The organism is Campylobacter sp. P0085 (assembly GCF_002139495.1).
Taxonomy (GTDB): Bacteria; Campylobacterota; Campylobacteria; order Campylobacterales; family Campylobacteraceae; genus Campylobacter; species Campylobacter devanensis.
Window position 1 is genome coordinate 172,167 of the sequence record NZ_MJKB01000004.1, and the last position, 19,428, is coordinate 191,594.

Sequence of the window (19,428 nt, forward strand, 5' to 3'; positions counted from 1 at the left end):
ATAATTTGAATTTTATCTTGGATAAGGATGAGTTTATTAGGATTTAAAAACTACAAAACAATAAGCGATATTTAGTCCAAAGTCGCCTTATATTCGCATTTTTGGCATAGATTTTCTATCGCTTTTCCCTGTTTAAATCCATCTATTATAGCCTTAGCTTTGGGGGAATTTACTATCTCATTTAGGCTATTTTGGCCGATATTGCCTAAGTTTATCCTAGCGTTAGCATCTACGCAACAAGGCACCACGATTCCGCTACTTTTAATGCCGATTTGTGAGATTAGGCCGTGGCAATATTTACTTGGATTTTGCGAGTTTGGCTCTCTCCACTCAAAATACTCTTTAAAAACCAAAAATATCTTATAAGCTAGGCGAACTCTACTCTCATTACAACCGATTTTTACCCCAAAAAACTGCTCAAATTTAGCCTTAATCATCTCAAATTTAGGCTCATTTATCATATGTTTTTGGATTCTAAAATTGATAAAAATCTCACTTTTTATCTCTTTAATAAATTGACAAAAAGCTAGTAAATCATCTATATAATCTTGGTTAAATTTGGCATTTTTATCCACAAAGGCACTTAGAGAAAATGAAATTTGATGAGCCTTACTAAGTGCGCTAAAATCATGCTTTTTAAGGTATTTGCCCGTTGTGACTAGATCTATTTTAAAGCCATTATCATAAGCTAAGCTTAGATATTGATATAGATTTAAATTCGCTAGTGGATCGCCTAAAAGATGAAGGCAAATCGCCCTTGTCTTGCCCCTTATCTGTGACAAAATCCGCTCATAAAGCCCCAAATCCATAGAGCCAAATTTAGCTATATTGACAGATGGACAAAAGCTACACTCGCACCCACAAACATCGCTAATTTCTATATAAACTTTTTGAAATTTACCCACGCCAATCCTAGATAAAATATTTTGCAGCTTCACTCTTATCGCATTTTGTAGCTTCTATAATCTTATCACCTATTTTGGCTTTATACACTACATTTGGTTCGCTTTTGCAATAACTAATTGCTAATTTTGCAGCCAAAGCTCTATCTAAATCACTTGCATTTTTATCTATAAAACTATGCGCTCCTATAATTCCATCATAATTTATACTATCCATCTTTTGAAGTTTTAAAGCTTCAAGCTTTTCATTATCATTTTGATCCCTACCAATTATCATTTTAGCACCATCTGGTAGCCTTAAATGCCTGCCATATCTTAGGCTTTGAAGGTCGTCTTCGCCCATATTTTTATCATATTTGATAAAATCCCTAATTCTATTACTAAAGCCCTCCATCGTATATGGACAGCCTCCACCAGGGCTTTCAAACTCATCAAATCCAAACTCTTTAGCCAAATTTAGCTGAGCGTTTCTACCACGACCATTTAATCCTAGCAATTTTTCTCTATCTACCCAGCCTTCACGCTCTGGCATTGTCGGCTTTAAAAGCTTAGCGCATAATGGTCTAAGCACTATATCATCTTTATCATCGGCTAGATTTTTGACATGTACCATCGCATCATTTCGCTGACTCATCGGTCTTTGGCCTACGACTTCTCCACTAATTACAAAACTAGCGTTATAATCATCAAGCATAGAAATAGCCGTTCTAAACATAAACCCATGGCAATCAATACATGGATTAAACTGCTTCCCGTATCCAAATTTAGGATTAAATAGCACATCTTGGAGATATTTACTACGCACATTTACACTCTCAAAACTAGCTCCAGCCATAGCTGCTCTTTTGGCTAGAGTTTCATTTTTAGCTGGGTCTGAGCCAAATCCTATATCTATATTTAGAGCATGAACCTCAATACCTTGCATTGTAATTAATTTTATAGCTAGCATACTATCAAGCCCGCCGCTAAATAGTGCTAAACACTTTCTTTTCATCTTTTTCCTTTTAATATTGATATTCTTTTTTTACACTCGATAATCTCTTCGATACTAAGCCCGCCACTCTTTAAAAGCCCTTCATAATACCTAATAGCAAGTGGTCTAATAGCATTATGAAGCTCATTTACACTTTTATACTCTTCTAAATTTTGGCTTAACTCTAGCTCTCTTATATGCTCATTATTTTGGCTTTGTGAGCCTGTAACTGCTCTATATGTAGCCTTATCTTTAAAAATTTCAACCCCATAATACTGCTCTACAATCTGACAATACTCAGGATTTTTAAGCATATTTTTTAAAATTGATAGCTCTGCTATATCCTTTTTTTCTATAACTGGAAGATTTTGAATTTGAGTATTTGTTTGAGTTTTTGCTAAATTTGAATTATCTCTTCTTTTTTCAATCTTACTTAGTCTAAATGAGCCCGGATCGATCCTTAAAAGTGTAGATACTAAAGGCACATACGCATCAGCTACAATTGGATTTAAACCAAAGCTAAACTCTTGAATAGCTTTTAGTGATTTTGCTATCTCTATTGGGGTTTTGGGATTTAAATTTTTTACAAGTTGAGTTATATAAAACTCCCCAAGCTCCATTCCACCTTTTAATATCTCTTTTAGCTCCATCTCCCTGCCACTTGCTACTAGTTCGGCTGGATCCTTGCCACCACTAATTAATACTACCTTACCATCTATTTGATGCTCCATAAGTAGCCTTGCACTCTTAAAGGCTGCATTAATTCCAGCACTATCACTATCAAAACTTAGAGTTACTTTGATATCTCCACGCTGTATTAAAGGTATATGCTTTTGAGTTAGAGCCGTGCCAAGGACTGCTACAGCGTTATTTACCCCAGCAGCATGTAGCATAATGCAATCCATATAACCCTCACAAATTACAATAGAATGTGATCTATATATTTCATTCTTAGCTTTATCATAGCCATAAAATATCTTAGATTTATCAAAAATTTGGCTTTGTGGGCTATTGATATATTTGGCCGGATTATCGCTAATGGTGCGACCGCCAAAGCCTACTAAACTCCCAAGATGATTATATATAGGAAATGTTATGCGATTGATAAAACTAGCGTAATATCCACTCTCATTTTGTTTTATAGCGCCTACTTCTAAGGCCTCTTTTGGCTCGATATTTTCATTTTGAAGTAAATTTAGTGTATTTTGCGAAGATGCCGCCCAGCCAAGCTCCCATTTTTCTATGATAGAATCAGTGATGGAGCGACTTTTTAGATAGTTTAGAGCTTCAGGATTTTTATACAAAAGCGTCTTATAATGCAAATTTAAATTCTCTAAAATTTTCTTATCTATCTTTGATTCATTTTTGCTGCTTGTATATTCTAATGCGACATTATATATGCTTGCTAATTTTTCAATAGCTTCAACATATCCTAATTTTTCATACTCCATTACAAACTTAATCGCATCTCCACCGGCCTTACATGAAAAGCAATGATATATCCCTTTGCTAGGACTTATAGACATTGATGGATGCTTGTCATTATGAAATGGACAGACACATACAAAATTTGCACCAGATTTTTTAAGCGGTATATAACTGCCTACAACATCAGCAATATCAACTATATTTTTTAAATTTTCTATACTATTTTTAGATATCATAAGCGAGATTATACATTGATTTAGCTATAATCGCCATTAAATTTAGCAAGGTAGTTTGGTTTGGACTTTTTTTTCATTGAGTATAGAGATCCTATTTTTGGACTTATTGTGCTTTTTAGCGTGCTTCTTTTGGTAGCTATTTTTAGCTATTTTTGGGGAGTTTTTTCGCTTAAAGATCAAAAAAATAGCATAGATAAATTTGTCAATAAATTTCAATCTCAAAGCAATCTAGACCAAAAATATCAAGATATGCTAATTCGCCTTGATATTGATTCAGGCTCACTTAATGCACTTGCTGGAATTTTTGCTAGAAGCGGAGAGTTTAATAAAGCTATAGCCATTTATCTAATCGCCCTTCAAAAAGCAATCACAAAATCTCAAAAAGAGTTAATATTTTTAAATTTAGGCAAGGCCTATTTAAAAGCTGGATTTATGCAGCGCTCTATAGAAGTATTTTTAGAAGCTATTAAGATTAGTCCTAAAAATATTGATGCGCTTAGCCACCTTGGGCTTGGATTTGAAAAGCTTAGATTGCACGATAAGAGCCTAGAAGTGCTTGATGTATTACAAGAACAAGGCGTAGATGTCGCCCAGGAGATTGCCTATACAAAGGCGCTAAAGCTTAAAAATAGCCAAATGGAATTTGAAGAAAAAGTTGCTAAAATGGCTAAATTTGCTAATGATTTTAAGCTAGTTAGTCGTATGATTTTAGAGCTTTTTATCATAAATGGCAAGGATGTAAATTTAATAAATATAAAGCCAGATTTAGCTCACTGCCTAGATATTTTGTATCTAAATGATGGAGTTTTAGATGATGATGAGTATAAAGAACTTTATAGCGCTAAGGGGTTAAATAACGCTCAAATAACTGATTTTAATCTAAATCTTTTAAAGGTCGCTAGGGATAATAACCTTAATGCTACTTTAAGTTTTAGCTATATCTGTAAGGAGTGTAAAGGCTCATATCCTCTATTTTTTTATCGGTGTAATCACTGCGCTAGGCTAGGAAGTTGTGCTATTATCCCAAATGTTATAAAGGAGAGCGATGAAAATAGTATCTCTTTTTAGCGATGGTAGTTGCTTAAATAACCCTGGAAATGGCGGCTGGGCCTATATCTTAGAGTATGAAAAATATACCAAAAATGATAGCGGAGCAGTGCTAGATACCACGAATAACCAAATGGAGCTTTTGGCCATCATCAATGGCTTAAAAGCCCTAAAAGAGCCTTGTATTGTCAATCTCTACACCGATAGTAGCTACGCTGCAAATGGGATTAACTCTTGGCTAGATGGATGGAAAAAGAAGAGCTTTAAAAATGTTAAAAATATAGAGCTTTGGCAAGAGATAGATAGATTAACTCAAATTCACAAAGTCAAAGCCCACTGGATCAAGGCCCACGCCGGCCATCCACAAAATGAGTTATGTGACAAACTAGCCAAAGATGCAGCGATGAAGCTTACAAAGGATTAAAAAGGATTATTATGGATAAATTAACAGAGATTCAAAAGCTTTTAAAATATAAATTTAAAAATATAAATTTGCTCAAAGAGGCCATAACTCACAAAAGTATCAAAAGCTCTATCAATAACGAACGGCTTGAGTTTTTAGGTGATGCGGTGCTAGACTTGATAGTAGGTGAGTATCTATATCACAAATTTAAAGGTAAAAAAGAGGGCGACCTAAGCAAATTAAGAGCCTCACTAGTCAATGAAGATAGCCTTGCTAAGATAGCCAAAGAGCTAAGACTTGGCGAGTTTTTATATCTTTCAACCGCCGAAGAGAATAACGGAGGCAGAGAGAAACAAAGCTTAATAAGCGATGCTTTAGAAGCCTTGATGGGGGCTATATATTTAGAGAGTGGATTAGAAAAAGTGAAGAGCATATTTATAGCTTTATTAGAAGCAAATTTCCCCGATATCAGCTTAAATCTAACTAAAGATTACAAAACAACTCTTCAAGAGCTCACTCAAGCCAAGATAGGCTTAGCACCAAAATATGAGCTAATAAGCTCAAGTGGGCCAGATCATAAAAAGAGCTTTGAAATGGCGGTGATATTAGAGGGCAAAGAGATCGCAAGAGCCATAGGAAATAGCAAAAAATCAGCCGAGCAGGCTTGTGCTTTAAAGGCTTTAGAGATATTAAATTCAATGAAAGGATAGTTATTGAATACATTTGGGACTAAATTTAGATTAAGCACATTTGGCGAAAGTCACGGCGTAGCTATAGGTGGGGTTATAGATGGAATTCCGGCCGGTATTAAAGTCGATATGAGCTTTATCCAAAGTGAGCTTGATAGGCGTCGCCCCGGTGGCAAATATGCCACTTCAAGAAAAGAGAGTGATAAGATAGAGATTTTAAGCGGAATTTATGATGGTTTTACCACCGGTTGTCCTATTGGCTTTATAGTGGCTAATACCTCTCAACACTCCAAAGATTATGATAATATCAAAGATCTATTTCGCCCAGGGCATGCTGATTATACATATTTTGCTAAATTTGGGATTAGAGATCATAGGGGTGGTGGTAGAAGTAGCGCTAGAGAGAGTGTAGCAAGGGTTGCTGGTGGAGCGTTTGCGGGGTTGCTTTTAAGAGAATTTGATATAGATATCCAAAGTTGCGTAAGGCAAATTGGCGATATAAAAGCTGATAAAATCGACTTTGAATTTGCGAATTCTAGTGAGATTTTTTGGGCTGATGAATCCACAGAAGAGAGTGCTAAAGAGCTAATACTAAATACCAAAAACTCAAATGATAGCCTTGGGGCTAGTGTTTTAACTATCATCAAAAACGCCCCTGCTGGACTAGGCGAAGTGCTATATAATAAGCTTGATGCTGCTTTAGCTAGTGCTATGATGGGGATAAATGGAGTAAAGGGTGTAGAGATAGGAGATGGGATAAGCGTGGCTAATATGCTTGGAAGTCAAAATAATGATTACATGGATAAAAGCGGCTTTATAACCAATCATTGTGGCGGGATTTTAGGCGGTATTAGCAATGGAAGCGATATTGTGATTAAGAGCTATTTTAAGCCAACGCCAAGTATTTTTAAGGCTCAACCAACTCTAAATTTAAATGGTGATGAGACGATATGCCAGCTGCGTGGCAGACATGATCCATGTATTGGAGTGCGTGGAAGCGTGGTAGCTACGGCAATGGCAAGGCTAGTTATAGCTGATATGTTGCTTTTAAACGCAACTTCAAATTTAAATAATTTAAAAAGGATATATAAATGAGTAAGGATTTTAGGGGGGGGGTAATGCGATATTGTGATTTTTGTGTTATGCCTGATAGCAGACCGGGGATTAAATTTACTACCTTAGATGATGGAAGACTCAAATGTAGTGCGTGTATAAATCACGAAAATAAGAAAAATATCGATTACAAATCTAGATTTAAAGAGCTTGAAGCTTTATGCGATAAGCACAGAGGGCGAAATGGCAAAAATGACTATGACTGCGCTATCGCCGTAAGTGGCGGTAAGGATAGCCACTTTCAAGTCCATATAATGAAAGAGGTTTTAGGGATGAATCCTGTGCTTTTTAGCGTTGAGGATAACTTCACAATGACAAAAGCTGGTAAGAGTAATTTAAGAAATTTAAGCGAAGAATTTGGTTGTCATATAATATCTCTAAAACCAAATATCAAAACCCAAAAAGCCCTAATGCTCTACACATTTGAAAAATACGGCAAACCAACATGGTATATAGATCGCCTTATATATAGTTATCCATTTGCCATGGCGGCGAAATTTAATACTCCGCTTTTGGTATATGGCGAAAATGTTAGCTACGAGTATGGCGGTAGCGACGCAGTAGAGACTCCAAGCGCTAAAGATATATTTTTAAATGGCGTAGCAAGCGATATTGATTTAAGTGGCGTAGATATAGACCTTAAAGATCTACAATTATTTTATGACCCAAATAGCTCAAATTTAGATATAGATAGCCTTGAACCTATATATTTAAGCTATTTTATCAAGTGGAATTCATACTCTAATTATATCTTTGCTAAAAGCAGAGGCTTTAGCGATTTAAAGAGCGAATGGGATAGAGCTCACACTGTAGAGGATTTCGATCAAGTAGATAGCGTAGCATATATCGTCCATGCTTGGATGAAATATCCTAAATTTGGCCACGCCATGGCTACTGACTACGCTGCTAGGTTTGTTAGATATGGACTGATGAGTAGAGATAAAGCAATCGAGCTAGTCAAAGAGAGAGACCACGCACTAGACCCTAGATGCGTGGAGGATTTTTGTAATTTTATAGGCATTAGCAAATCCAAATTTTGGCAAATTATAGAAAAACACTATAACAAAGATATATTTGCTAAAAATGAATTTGGCGAGTATAAACTAAAATATGGGATAAGTTAAATTTGAATTTAATCTATATTTTTATAATTTCACTTTAATTTAAAGGGCAAAGATGAAACATATCAAAAGATTAAAAGATATAAGCATAGCTAGCGGTGTGGGCGCTATAATAGCATTTGGTTTAGCAGGATGTGGCGAGTCTGATAGCACAAACACAGCCCAAACTATCCAAAAACAAGGCGCAACCGTATTTATAGAAAAAACAAGCGATGGAAGCTATAAAATAGCAGATGAATTCCCAAGTAATGATACTAGAGTATTTTTACGAGAGAGCGATGCCAATGGCGTAATGAGTGAAAGATTATTAAGCCAAGCTGAAATAGACAGACTTCTTCAAGAAGAAAACGCCAAAATAGACGCCGGCACAAGTGGTCTGACAAACTCAAATTTAAGTAGCGGAAATGGTGGCTTAGGTCTAGGCGAAGCGATCCTAGCTAGCGCAGCAGGTGCGATCATAGGTAGTTGGATCGGCTCAAAACTCTTTAATAACCCAACCTACCAAAACTCACGCCAAGGCGCATACAGCAACCCAAGCACATACAACAGAAGTGTAAATAGCTTTAACAAAGCCTCCACCGCAACTTCTGCTACAAAAGCCGGTAGCAACGCTAGAAGCGGATTTTTTGGTGGCGGAAGCGGAAGTGGCTCAACCCAAGCCACTGGCGGTTGATATTTTGGTCTAAAATTTGCTTGTGTTGTGCAAATTCACAATACAAGGCTAAAATATGACAATAGACAATGAACTAACCACAAAATTAATAAAAATAGCCACAAATCAAGCCAAATTTGATGAAAGCGGCAAATTTGATGAAATTTTACAAAATTTACAAGAGATAAAAAACAACTCTAGCGATATAAACTCAGCCATCTCAAATGCCACCAAAGAGGCAAATAATGACGCCAAACTCTTTGCTACATTTGACTTTATGCAAGCGATGAATCAGCTATTATATGGAAATTTAGATGATAATGAACGGTCAAAACTACTAGCTAAAATGGAAAAAATCGCAAAAAGCGTTTAATATAGCCCAAATTTACCGCTAATAAGCAAAGAAATTTAGTGATTTTGCCGCTATTGATTTAAGCTAATCACTTATAAAGATTGCTAAATTTTGGTAAATAATAGATAATAATTTATCAAATTTTTAGTAAATATTAAATGATAAATTGTTACAATTTATAAATTTATATTTAAATATGGAGATAAAAATGAAATTAGTCAAACTAAGCTTATTTGCTATTATAAGCGTAGCTACCATCTCAAGCGTATCAAACGCTAAGACACTTGAAGAGACTATTAAAAATATAGATATATCAGGGTATTCAAGATATAGGTATGATATCTATGATAGTGAATATGATATTCTTGATATTAATAGGCATAGATTTACATCTGAAATAAATGTTCAATCTACTTTAGATGATAACTTCTTTGGCGTTATCGGCTTTAGATATGATAGCGGTGATAACTCTGGCCAAAATTATAACGCTGCTACCCAGGTAGGGACAAAGGATACAGGCTTTAGCTATGATAATTATGGTCAAACATTCAATGTTCGCCAATTCTATCTAGGATACAAAGCTGGCAACACTACTATCACAGCTGGTCGCCAAGTGCTAGGCACATTCTTTACTGATGATATGGTAGGTACTGGTATTAAAGTGCTTAATAACGATATTAACGGGCTTACTTTAACTGGTATGGCATTTGATAACCTTCAAAATGATAGTGATATTCTAACAAATTATTTTTTAATCGGCAAGAAAAACTACAAGCAACCAGAATATGTAACCGATAGAAATCTCTATAGTGTAGCTGCTATTGGCTCATATGATCTAGTTAGCTTCCAACTATGGTATGCCGCTATTGATAGCGTAGCTCAACTATATGCTACTGATTTACTAATAGGAACAAATATAGCTGATATAGACCTAAGCTTGCAAGCTCAATATGCCACTTCAAGTATGTGGGCAGAAAATTTTGGTTTAAAAGGGGTGCCTTTAGATGATGCTAAATTTGCAGCTATAGAAGCTGGCGCTAAAGCTTTTGGCTTTGATGCGAATGCTGGTTATGTATGGTTTGATACAGATAAAGTGTCGTTAATCTCATTTGAAGACCAAGGTAGTTTTATAGACGCTGGTGAAGATATACTAGAATACTCTTTCATAACTGGCGAAGGTAAACATTGGTTTTTAAAAGCTGGCTATACATTTGCTAACAAAGTAAGAGTAGGTGCTGATTATGTATCTGGCGAAGTAACACACAAACTAAACAACTCAACTACCAATAAGTATGAAACCGTAGCTAGAGTGGATTATAAATATAGCAAAAAGCTAAATTTTAAAGCTTGGTATTCATATATTAATAGAGACTCAGATCCAGGAGATTATAAACATTTAAGATTTGAGGCTAGATATAATTTTTAATTTTATAGCAAAGCCCCACATGCACAAAACCAGCGAATGCGACCCCTTTAGGGGTGGTTTCCTTGAGTGGGTGACCCATATTTCTTACTTCGCAGCTGAGCTAAGCCCAGCTTTGCGACAAAATTTTCACAATAGGCGTTTTATCTTATAGATGAAACGACGGCGAAAATTTTGGGTACGCACGGACTTAACAACCTTTCAAAACTCTAATAAGTGTAAAAATAAATTTGTTTTACTTCTTAGTCAAGCTAATTAATGGTGAAATTTGGTCTAAAATTTGCTTATATTGCCTAAATTCACAATCACAAGGTAAAAATATGACAATAGACAATGAGCTAACCACAAAATTAATAAAAATAGCCACAAATCAAGCCAAATTTGATGAAAGTGGCAAATTTGATGAAATTTTACAAAATTTAGAAGGGATAAAAAACAACTCTAGCGATCTAAACTCAGCGATCTCAAATGCCACCAAAGAGGCAAATAATGACGCCAAACTCTTTGCTACATTTGACTTTATGCAAGCGATGAATCAGCTATTATATGGAAATGTAGATGATAATGAACGATCAAAACTACTAGTTAAGATGAAAAAAATCGCCCAAAGTGTTTAATAGTTTAAAATCTATTTTCTAAATTTATCACTATCAGATGAACAAAGCGGCGATTTATAGCATTAAATTAAATTAAAAAATTATCTTATCTTTTCATACTCAATCACGCTAATTATCCCATTTTCGATCCCCTTATGACAAGCTGCGCAATTTGCTTTGGATTTGATATCGCTCTTTAAAAAGATTTTTTCATCTATTTTTCTATGCTTTTTTATCCAATATGGATTTTGAGTGATGGCGATATTTTGGTCGTTTTGAGCATATTTTAGTATATTAAATGCTGTTTTATTGCCTTTTTGTTCAGCTGAGTTGGATATTAGGAAATTTAATATCTCTTTGTTTGTCTCTTCATCTACACTAGCATCATCACCAAAGTGATCTTCTAAATTTGCCATCATAATTTCCCATGATTTTTTAGGCAACAAAAATGGTGCATAGATCATATGGCAGCTACCGCACTCTTTGGCAAATACAGCATTTTGCGCGCTATAATCTACCTTTAAAGCGTGAGATTTTAATATAAAATTATCTTTATTAAAGATATATAAAAATATTGCGATAATAGCTAAAATCCAGATAAAACAAAATATTTTTTGAGCTAAATTTGCCCTTATACTCTCATCATTTTGAGTGAGCTTATAGCCTGTTATCATAGAATTTACAGAATCATTTTTGTGTATAAATTTATCTATCAAAGCCCCACAAATATGGATAATTGCTACAAACAAAAGGGTATTTGCTGATAATTCGTGGATGGATTTTGTAAATTCAAATTTCGCATAACTATCATATAAAAACGCAAAAATTCCGCTATTTTTATCTAGGCCATAAAGCACCAATCCAGAGAGCACACAGACAAATCCAAGGGCCAATATAATGATAATTGCTATACTTGAAGCGGGATTATGACCGATAAATCTCTCTTTTTTACCCAAAAATGAGCCAAAATAGCCAATTAATCCTTGGAATTTAAAATCGCTAAATTTAGAGTATTTTGTCCCTACAAATCCCCAAACTATCCTAAATACGATCGCCACACCAAATATCACACCAAAAGCAGCGTGAAAATACACCAAATCATCAAATTCGCTAAACACATAAGCAAGAGCAAAGCTAAGTATCAAGGCAAGATGAGAAAATCTCGCCGCAAAACTCCAAATATAGCTTTTAATCACGCCAAACCCCATAATTTGGTATATTCACGCTATCATCGCCGTAGATGCCTTGATCGGCCTTTTTGTGACAGGCGGTGCAGTTAGATAGAGTTTTGACCTCTTTTTGCGTTATCATCCATTTTTCTATCTTTCTATGCTTTTTGATATGATATGGAATTTCAGTTATTGACTTGTATAAAACGCCGTTTTCTAGGGAATTTGTGATTTTCGCACTTCTTTTATAGTTCATCGCATTTTGGCTAGCATTTGCCAAAAGATAGCTAAGAATGCTTTTATTTGTTTCATCATCAATGCTCGCATCGCTCCCATAGTGGTTTTCTAAATTTTGCATTATAAACTCCCACGACTGGGTCGGTAAAAGTCCAGGCTGATAGCCGTAATGACAGGTGGCACACTCTTTTTTATATAGCTCATTATCAACCGGCCTTACATCTAGCCCCTTTGCTTCTAAGCTTAAAATCGCTACAAATACAAATAGTAAAAATCTCATTTTTTATCCTTTATTGTTTGATTAGATAGTATAAGACATCGCCCTTTTCTATGGCGGTTCCCTCTCTTAAATAGACATCTTTGAAATTTCTTTTTAACCATTTTTTCACCTCTTTGACATCGCTTAGCCTAGATGGATTAACACTTGGCGAGAGAGGTGGGATAATTTTGTTAGTGAATATATTGGTAGCTTCTTTTTTGAGGTCGTTACCATGGCAACTTTGGCAAGAAAGCTCTTGAGAATTTTTGCCTATATGCTTGGTTGTGAAGATTTTCTCACCCCTTAAAGCATCAAAATCTTTAAAATTTGGATCTAGCTTTAGAGCCTCGGATTTTAACTCTGTTATATACTCACTCATAGGTGCATTAAACGAAGTAGCATTGAGCGCATAAGCACACAGACAGACTAGGGCTAATTTTTTCATAATTTCTCCTTAAAATAATAAGGGAATATTATAAGTCTAAATTGTTTAGCAGTTGTTAAATTTAAATTTATTTTTATAAAATTAGCTAAAAAATATTTATAATATTGCTATTAAACTCATTTTTTGGTGATTTCATATGAAATTTCAGATTATACCACAGAGATTGGCCTATGGCTTTAAAGAATAGATAATAAATTATTTTGATTTGTAATGCGATATTGATTTTTACGATGATATAGTTATATCTGAAATTCACCTTGATTTCTTGCTAAATTTAAGTTTTATTGTGCTAGAATTTTTTATTTTTTAAGGTTTTAGTATGCTTGGAGTGTTTAAAAATCTTGCATTTTGGGTTGTTTTAGCAATAGTGCTTGGTATTTTCGTAGGTTATTTTTTTCCGCAAATTGGCATTGATAGTAAATTTGGAATTGACTATTTTATCATGATTTTAAAGTGGATGGTAGGGCCCATTATCTTTCTTACTATTATTGCTGGCATTGTGGGTTTAGAGAGCTTGAAAGACCTTGGAAGTATAGGTTTAAAGGGCTTTATATACTTTGAAGTAGTTAGCACGGTGGCTTTGGCTGTTGGTATTTTAGGTTCGCTATTATTAGAGCCTGGCGTAGGAATGCATTTAGATGCTAACTCCTTTGATCCTAGTAGCGTAGAGAAATTCTCTGGGGTCTCAAAAGATGTAGGCTCGATCTGGTCGATACTAGCAAACGCAGTGCCAAAAACTCCGCTTTTTGCCTATGATGATTTAAGTACGCTTAGCGGATTTGGCTTTGTTTTAGGTGTGTTTAAAAACGCCCTTTTAGCCCTAAGTATCGTTATCACCCCATTTATCAAAGCTAATACACTTCAAGTGCTTTTCATGGCTTTAATTTCAGCAATTGCGTTAAGCTTCGCACCAAAGAAAATTAAAGATTTTTTCATAAAACCTATTGAAAAAGCCCAACACTGGGTGCTAAAAATTCTTAGTATTTTTATGTGGCTTAGCCCTTTAGCGGCGTATTGTGCGATGGCCTATCTCATCGGTAAATTTGGGATTGAGAGTCTCATTGGTATGCTAAGTCTGCTTGGGACTATGCTAGTATCGTGTTTGATATTTATCTTTGTTGTGCTTGGCGTGATTTGCTACTTAGCTAAGGTAAATATATTTAAATTTATGCGCTTTATCGCAAAAGAAGTGCTAGTTGTCTTCGCTACTAGCTCAAGCGAAGTCGCCTTAGCTCCACTTATGAAAAAGCTAGAAAGTGCCGGAATTCACAAAGGCTGCGTCGGCGTAATCACCCCTTTTGGCTACTCTTTTAACCTAGATTGTACAAATATTTATCTATCATCTTGCGTTATATTTTTGGCTCAAGCTTTTGATATAGAGCTTAGTTTTTCACATTTGCTTAGTATTTTACTAATTTTGATGGTTACTAGTAAAGGCGCTGTGGGCGTAACGGGATCTGGATTTGTGGTGTTAGCCGGGACGCTTGGTTCTATGCATGATGTCATACCTGTGGTGACTGTGACGGTGCTACTTGGGGTTGATAAATTTATGAGTGAGATGCGTGCGGTGGGAAATCTCTGTGGCAACGCAGTCGCTTGTCTAATCGTAGGAATCTGGGATAAAAAAATTGATAGAAATAAGTTTAATTATGCTATAAATCACCCTGATGAGTTTGACTTTGAGAGACTTGAGATAAAAAAGAGAGCCTAAATTTAGCAAAATTAAATATTATTATCTAAATTCAGTAAAATTTATATAAAATTTAGATTTAATATAAAAATAAGTAAAATATTTGATTGTTGCTACAAATTACCACACTTTTCAAGCTCCTTACAATGATAAAAAACTATAGTAAAATCATTTATAAAATATAGCTCAAATTTAATTTATTAAAATATAATAAGCATTTAAAATCAATCTATTAAAAGGACAAAAGTGAAGCTTAAAAAAATTAAACCACTTGATAATGGATATTTAGAGAGTATCGGATTTGGCTGGCATACCGATCTTGATGGTAGCAGATATATATCTAATGAGCTAGTAAGCATAACCCAAGATGAAGCCGAGGCCTTTTATGAAGCGACAAATGAGCTATATGATATGTATGTAGCGGCTGCTGAGTATGTTATTAATAATGATCTATTCCATGAGCTTGGGATTCCATTTAATCTAGTTGATACTATTAAAGCTAGCTGGGAAAATGATGTTCATTGGCATATTTATGGTAGATTTGATTTAGCTGGTGGCATAGATGGTAAGCCTATTAAATTAATTGAATTTAACGCCGATACGCCTACGAGTCTTTTTGAAACAGCAATAATACAATGGGCAATGCTTAAATTTAACAATCTTGATGAAGCAGCTCAGTTTAATGATGTATATGAGGCTTTAGTAGAGAATTTCAAACGCCTTGTAACGCTTCAAGAAGATACTAGCAGATTTGATGAGTATTATGAGGGTTGGAAAATTCTCTTTAGCTCTATAGCTGGAAGTGTTGAAGATGAAAATACTACAAGATTGCTAGAATCTGCAGCTAGAGATGCTGGATTTGAGTGTGATTTTGCCTTTGTTGATGAGGTGAGCTTTGATGATGAAAATGGGATATTTTGGAATGAGCAAAACTGGGAGTATTGGTTTAAACTAATTCCATGGGAGATGATTGCTATTGATGAGAGCGACCTAGCACTAATCATAAAAAACATAATCAAAAACCAAAAAGCCATAATCTTAAATCCAGCCTATACTTTATTATTTCAAAGTAAAGGAATTATGAAAATTCTATGGGATTTATATCCTAATCATCCGCTACTTCTAGAATCAAGCTTTGAGCCATTAAAGGGTAAAAAACAGGTTAAAAAGCCATTTTTAGCCAGAGAAGGAGCAAATGTATCTATAATAAATAGCGATGGTAGTATAGAGATACAAAATGATGGAGAATATGCAAGTGGCAAATTTTTATATCAAGAGTTTGCTGATTTTGCTAAAGATGAAAACGGCGATAGCTATCAAGCTGGAATGTTTTTTGCCTTTGAAGGGTGCGCTCTAGGCTTTAGAAAAGGTAAAGATATAATAGATAATTACTCTAAATTCGTAGGACATATAATAGAGTGAAGCTAATAGTAGCAATCAGCGGAGCCAGTGGCGCTCACCTTGGAATCAAATTAGCAAATAATGCAAATTCTCTAGGCGTAGATACTAACCTAATTATAACTCAAAACGCTACACTATCTATGCAAAAAGAGAATTTAAGCCAAAAAATTGATAGCAAAATTCAAATTTATGATATAAATGATATTAGCGCAGCTCCAGCTAGCGGCTCAGCGATGTTTGATGCTATGATAGTTGCGCCTTGTTCTATAAATACTTTAGCTAAAATCAGCTGCGGTATTAGCGATAATCTTCTTTTAAGAGCAGCTGCAGTAATGCTAAAAGAGCGAAAAAATTTAGTCCTAGCTGTGCGTGAAACACCATTAAATGCTATATCATTACGCCAGATGGCTAAGCTTGCTAGTATTGGCGTTGGGATTGTTCCACCAATTTTAGGATATTACACTCAGCCTAGCAGCATTGATGAGGCTGAAAATTTCATAATAGCTAAATGGCTAGATAGCTTAAAAATCAAACACAATCTAATAAGGCGATGGAATGGATAATATATTTAATAAAAATTACAACCACCAAGTTGACCCAAATGCAGTTAAAGAGTTTCACCAAGCAATCGATAAAGATATAAGAGCAAATGGCGGAACAACACTATTTATAAATAATATAATTGCCCTTTGTCAGATAAATTTCAACCTAGCAAAGGCAGTTTATGACTTAAAAAGCAATAGTAAATTTGATGTATTTGCTGGTAAAAGTAGCCTAGATATCAATATAATCAACACTCACACTAAAGAGCCACTTTATAGCGGCTCACCAGCATCTCATACTAACGATATGCTAAACAAATTTAAAAAAGAGTATTCTCTTTATCCATCGCTATTTTTCTATGGTCTTGGTAATGGCAACTTCTACAAAGCCCTACTAGAAAATAAAAATCATAAAAAGATTATAGTATTTGAACCTGAGATTGAGATATTTTTTATAGTACTTAATCTAAATGATTTTAGCAAAGATATGCGTGAGAATCGCTTTGTGCCACTTTGTACTAGCTACTTAAATGAGTCATATCTACATATAATTTGTGGCTCAAAAGATGTTATTTATAATGTTCGAAGTTATGACTTTCATATCTATAATGATTACTATGCTAAAAATTATGAATCTAGCGCAAATGCTATAAATAAAAGCCTACTAAACACCCAGCTTTTAGGTATCAAATCAGCCGGAACTTCAGCCGAAGATACCCTTATAGGGATGAAGCATGTCGTAGCAAATATGCCGCATTTTTATGCCAATTATAGCCTAAAAGATATTTTAAACCTAAATGCTAACCGCAATAAAACCGCCATCATAGTCTCTACTGGACCTAGTCTAACTAAGCAGCTTGAGCTTTTAAGAGAGGTTGCGCCATATGCTATTCTTATCGCTGCTGATGCTTCATATCCGATATTAAAGCTTAATAACCTTAGGCCAGATTTTGTTACTACAATGGAGAGAATTGTTGAAAGTGGTGAATTTTTTAATTCTAAAGCGAGTGAATTTGATAATGGTATAACCTTTGTAGCTAGTTCACTTATTCATCCAAATACCATCGGACTTTTAAAAGGTAGAAATGCAGTTTTTGCTCATAAGCCACTTAAATTTGAGTACGCCCTAGGCGAGGATAGTAAAAACTATATGTGTAAAGGTCCTAGTACAGCGCATTTTGCATTTGATTTGGCTATAGAACTAGGCTGTAAACAAATCATATTTATCGGGCAGGATTTAGCAATGGCAAGCGATGGCACCACACATGCTAAGGGAATGGTATTTGGCGAGACCTCACCTACTATCGCCTCTAAAGAGTATACACCAAATATCACAACCGTGCTAGGCTATGGCGGCAAAACGCAGGTAAAATCCACTAAAAACTGGGATCTTTTTAGAAACTATTTTGAAGCGATGATTGATGCTTTAAATGCCTATACAGATGTAAAAGTATATAATGCTACTGAGGGCGGCTCTAGGATTAAAGGAGCTATTGAGATGCCTTTTGGTGAGCTTGTAAGCCAATTAATAGATGCTGGAGTTAAAAAAGAACTGATAAAACCAGAGCCTATTTCACCTAAACTTAGCCAACAAAAACTAAGCGAACAAAGAGCAATAATAGAAAATTTCATCAAAGTTGGCAAGGATAGACAAGCATTAATTACTGAACTATTTAAGAAAATTAGCAAGCTAGTAGAGAGTGCCGATAGAGATTTAGCCGCTAACAAGGAGCCACGATATGCTAAATTTTATGAGTTAAAAGATAGAATCGAGCGACTAAAGGCGACACTACAGAGTGATAAAGTCTTTAATGATGTCTATATGTATACCGCATATAACTTTTGTATTCATCAAGAGCTAGAATTTATGGCGCTAATGGTAAAACCTGAAAATAATAAAGGCGAACGTGATAAGAAAATTTTTGAATATGTACGCCAGCATGGGTATTACTTTTTTAGCTTGGCTGGAATGGTAGAAACTACGATTGATACGCTACAAAATGCATTAGATGGGTGGGAGGTTTAGGGCTTTAATCTCACTATCTAACTTATTATGTAGTAGTTTTTACTATATAGTTTTAGCTTATTTGCCAGATTGCCATCACTACAAGTAAATAAAATGAGCATAATAATCTTTAATCAAAGCATTATGTTAATAAGTATTAAACTCCAAATTTAACTCTTAGTCTTCGTTTAAATCTAAAATATTTATCATAAATTTTAAAAACTATTTTATTTATTTTGCGATACATTAGCCTATCACAATATTCATAGTATTTTAAATTTTCAACAAATACTTTAGCAATTTTGCTATTAAATTTATATTTTTTTGAAATTGCTTTTATTTTATGAATAACAAAAACTCTATCTTTTGAATTTCTGCTAATTATTTCATCATTTTTACTTCTAGTTGTTGAATTCTCGTTTTGACGATAGTAATACAAAATATCACAAATATGACAAAATTTATTAGATAAATTCCAAAGCACAAAACTCATCAAAGCATCCTCTGCCATGATAATTCTATCTTTTGAATTTAAAATTTCAAAAGCTCTTAAATAGATATCCCTTTTTATCAATATAAAAGCCAAATTCCATCTCGGATAGCCTTTTGCCTATACATATAATTAGCATACTCTTCTAAAGATTCAAAACTATCATTTTCTAAAATTTTATCAAATATAGTAGTATTGCCATTTTCATAATTATAGGCACTGAATTTCACTACATCATAATACCCATTTTTAGTG

At 34.6% G+C, this 19,428-nt stretch carries 20 protein-coding genes; 13 read left to right on the plus strand and 7 right to left on the minus strand.

The annotated features are described in order from the left end of the window. Positions 1 to 71: 71 nt before the first annotated feature. Genes CIGNP85_RS05970 through dnaG form a run of 3 tightly spaced genes read right to left on the minus strand, consistent with a single transcriptional unit; the run spans position 72 to position 3,539 of the window. On the minus strand, positions 72 to 938 hold the full coding sequence (locus tag CIGNP85_RS05970) for a radical SAM/SPASM domain-containing protein (protein WP_179187387.1): 867 nt from the start codon (positions 936 to 938) through the stop codon (positions 72 to 74). After that, complete coding sequence (locus CIGNP85_RS05975; RefSeq protein WP_086287426.1) at positions 913 to 1,896, minus strand: ATP-binding protein; 984 nt, start codon at positions 1,894 to 1,896, stop codon at positions 913 to 915. The genes CIGNP85_RS05970 and CIGNP85_RS05975 overlap by 26 nt, the downstream gene beginning before the upstream one ends. Beyond that, positions 1,893 to 3,539 (minus strand): DNA primase, encoded by a 1,647-nt coding sequence (dnaG, locus tag CIGNP85_RS05980; RefSeq protein ID WP_086287427.1) that lies wholly within the window; start codon positions 3,537 to 3,539, stop codon positions 1,893 to 1,895. The genes CIGNP85_RS05975 and dnaG overlap by 4 nt, the downstream gene beginning before the upstream one ends. 60 nt (positions 3,540 to 3,599) lie before the next feature. Between dnaG and CIGNP85_RS05985 the strand changes: the two genes are divergently transcribed. The 9 genes from CIGNP85_RS05985 (at position 3,600) to CIGNP85_RS06025 (ending at position 10,956) form a co-directional block, all read left to right on the plus strand. Further along, on the plus strand, positions 3,600 to 4,607 hold the full coding sequence (locus CIGNP85_RS05985; protein ID WP_086287429.1) for a tetratricopeptide repeat protein: 1,008 nt from the start codon (positions 3,600 to 3,602) through the stop codon (positions 4,605 to 4,607). Beyond that, positions 4,585 to 5,010 (plus strand): ribonuclease HI, encoded by a 426-nt coding sequence (gene rnhA, locus CIGNP85_RS05990; protein ID WP_086232231.1) that lies wholly within the window; start codon positions 4,585 to 4,587, stop codon positions 5,008 to 5,010. The genes CIGNP85_RS05985 and rnhA overlap by 23 nt, the downstream gene beginning before the upstream one ends. Positions 5,011 to 5,021: 11 nt before the next feature. Continuing rightward, on the plus strand, positions 5,022 to 5,699 hold the full coding sequence (gene rnc, locus CIGNP85_RS05995; RefSeq protein WP_086226076.1) for a ribonuclease III: 678 nt from the start codon (positions 5,022 to 5,024) through the stop codon (positions 5,697 to 5,699). 3 nt (positions 5,700 to 5,702) lie between these two features. Beyond that, positions 5,703 to 6,773, plus strand: coding sequence for a chorismate synthase (gene aroC / locus CIGNP85_RS06000; protein WP_086287431.1), 1,071 nt, complete (start codon positions 5,703 to 5,705; stop codon positions 6,771 to 6,773). Between the two features lie 23 nt (positions 6,774 to 6,796). Then, a complete protein-coding gene (locus CIGNP85_RS06005) occupies positions 6,797 to 7,915 on the plus strand; it encodes an N-acetyl sugar amidotransferase (protein ID WP_086287518.1) in 1,119 nt (372 codons plus the stop codon). A gap of 52 nt (positions 7,916 to 7,967) precedes the next feature. Continuing rightward, a complete protein-coding gene (locus tag CIGNP85_RS06010; RefSeq protein ID WP_086287433.1) occupies positions 7,968 to 8,585 on the plus strand; it encodes a UPF0323 family lipoprotein in 618 nt (205 codons plus the stop codon). Between the two features lie 55 nt (positions 8,586 to 8,640). After that, entirely contained in the window at positions 8,641 to 8,937 is a 297-nt protein-coding gene (locus CIGNP85_RS06015; RefSeq protein ID WP_086287436.1) for a hypothetical protein, read from the plus strand. A gap of 187 nt (positions 8,938 to 9,124) precedes the next feature. Continuing rightward, positions 9,125 to 10,342 carry a major outer membrane protein gene (locus CIGNP85_RS06020; RefSeq protein WP_086287438.1) on the plus strand — a complete coding sequence of 406 codons (1,218 nt, stop codon included), beginning with the start codon at positions 9,125 to 9,127 and terminating at the stop codon, positions 10,340 to 10,342. A 317-nt stretch (positions 10,343 to 10,659) separates the two neighbouring features. Continuing rightward, positions 10,660 to 10,956, plus strand: coding sequence for a hypothetical protein (locus CIGNP85_RS06025; protein ID WP_086287439.1), 297 nt, complete (start codon positions 10,660 to 10,662; stop codon positions 10,954 to 10,956). Between the two features lie 80 nt (positions 10,957 to 11,036). On the opposite strand, the gene CIGNP85_RS06030 is transcribed toward CIGNP85_RS06025, so the two are convergent. From CIGNP85_RS06030 to CIGNP85_RS06040, 3 genes are read right to left on the minus strand one after another with little or no spacing between them, the layout of a single operon-like run. Beyond that, entirely contained in the window at positions 11,037 to 12,131 is a 1,095-nt protein-coding gene (locus CIGNP85_RS06030; protein ID WP_179187388.1) for a cytochrome b/b6 domain-containing protein, read from the minus strand. Further along, positions 12,124 to 12,621: a diheme cytochrome c gene (locus tag CIGNP85_RS06035; protein ID WP_086229920.1), complete on the minus strand. Its 498-nt coding sequence runs from the start codon at positions 12,619 to 12,621 to the stop codon at positions 12,124 to 12,126. The genes CIGNP85_RS06030 and CIGNP85_RS06035 overlap by 8 nt, the downstream gene beginning before the upstream one ends. Positions 12,622 to 12,631: 10 nt before the next feature. Then, positions 12,632 to 13,045, minus strand: a complete 414-nt coding sequence (locus CIGNP85_RS06040) for a DUF1924 domain-containing protein (protein ID WP_086224971.1) — start codon at positions 13,043 to 13,045, stop codon at positions 12,632 to 12,634. A 319-nt stretch (positions 13,046 to 13,364) separates the two neighbouring features. On the opposite strand from CIGNP85_RS06040, the gene CIGNP85_RS06045 reads away from it, so the two are divergent. The 4 genes from CIGNP85_RS06045 (at position 13,365) to CIGNP85_RS06060 (ending at position 18,704) form a co-directional block, all read left to right on the plus strand. Beyond that, positions 13,365 to 14,756 (plus strand): cation:dicarboxylate symporter family transporter, encoded by a 1,392-nt coding sequence (locus tag CIGNP85_RS06045; protein WP_086224972.1) that lies wholly within the window; start codon positions 13,365 to 13,367, stop codon positions 14,754 to 14,756. A 225-nt stretch (positions 14,757 to 14,981) separates the two neighbouring features. Next, positions 14,982 to 16,157: a glutathionylspermidine synthase family protein gene (locus tag CIGNP85_RS06050; protein WP_086287443.1), complete on the plus strand. Its 1,176-nt coding sequence runs from the start codon at positions 14,982 to 14,984 to the stop codon at positions 16,155 to 16,157. Continuing rightward, positions 16,154 to 16,699, plus strand: coding sequence for a UbiX family flavin prenyltransferase (locus CIGNP85_RS06055; protein WP_086235138.1), 546 nt, complete (start codon positions 16,154 to 16,156; stop codon positions 16,697 to 16,699). The genes CIGNP85_RS06050 and CIGNP85_RS06055 overlap by 4 nt, the downstream gene beginning before the upstream one ends. Continuing rightward, positions 16,692 to 18,704, plus strand: a complete 2,013-nt coding sequence (locus tag CIGNP85_RS06060) for a motility associated factor glycosyltransferase family protein (protein ID WP_086287445.1) — start codon at positions 16,692 to 16,694, stop codon at positions 18,702 to 18,704. The genes CIGNP85_RS06055 and CIGNP85_RS06060 overlap by 8 nt, the downstream gene beginning before the upstream one ends. A gap of 136 nt (positions 18,705 to 18,840) precedes the next feature. Here CIGNP85_RS06060 and CIGNP85_RS06065 read toward each other — a convergent pair whose 3' ends face one another. Then, positions 18,841 to 19,257 (minus strand): hypothetical protein, encoded by a 417-nt coding sequence (locus CIGNP85_RS06065; RefSeq protein WP_141031747.1) that lies wholly within the window; start codon positions 19,255 to 19,257, stop codon positions 18,841 to 18,843. Positions 19,258 to 19,428 lie beyond the last annotated feature (171 nt).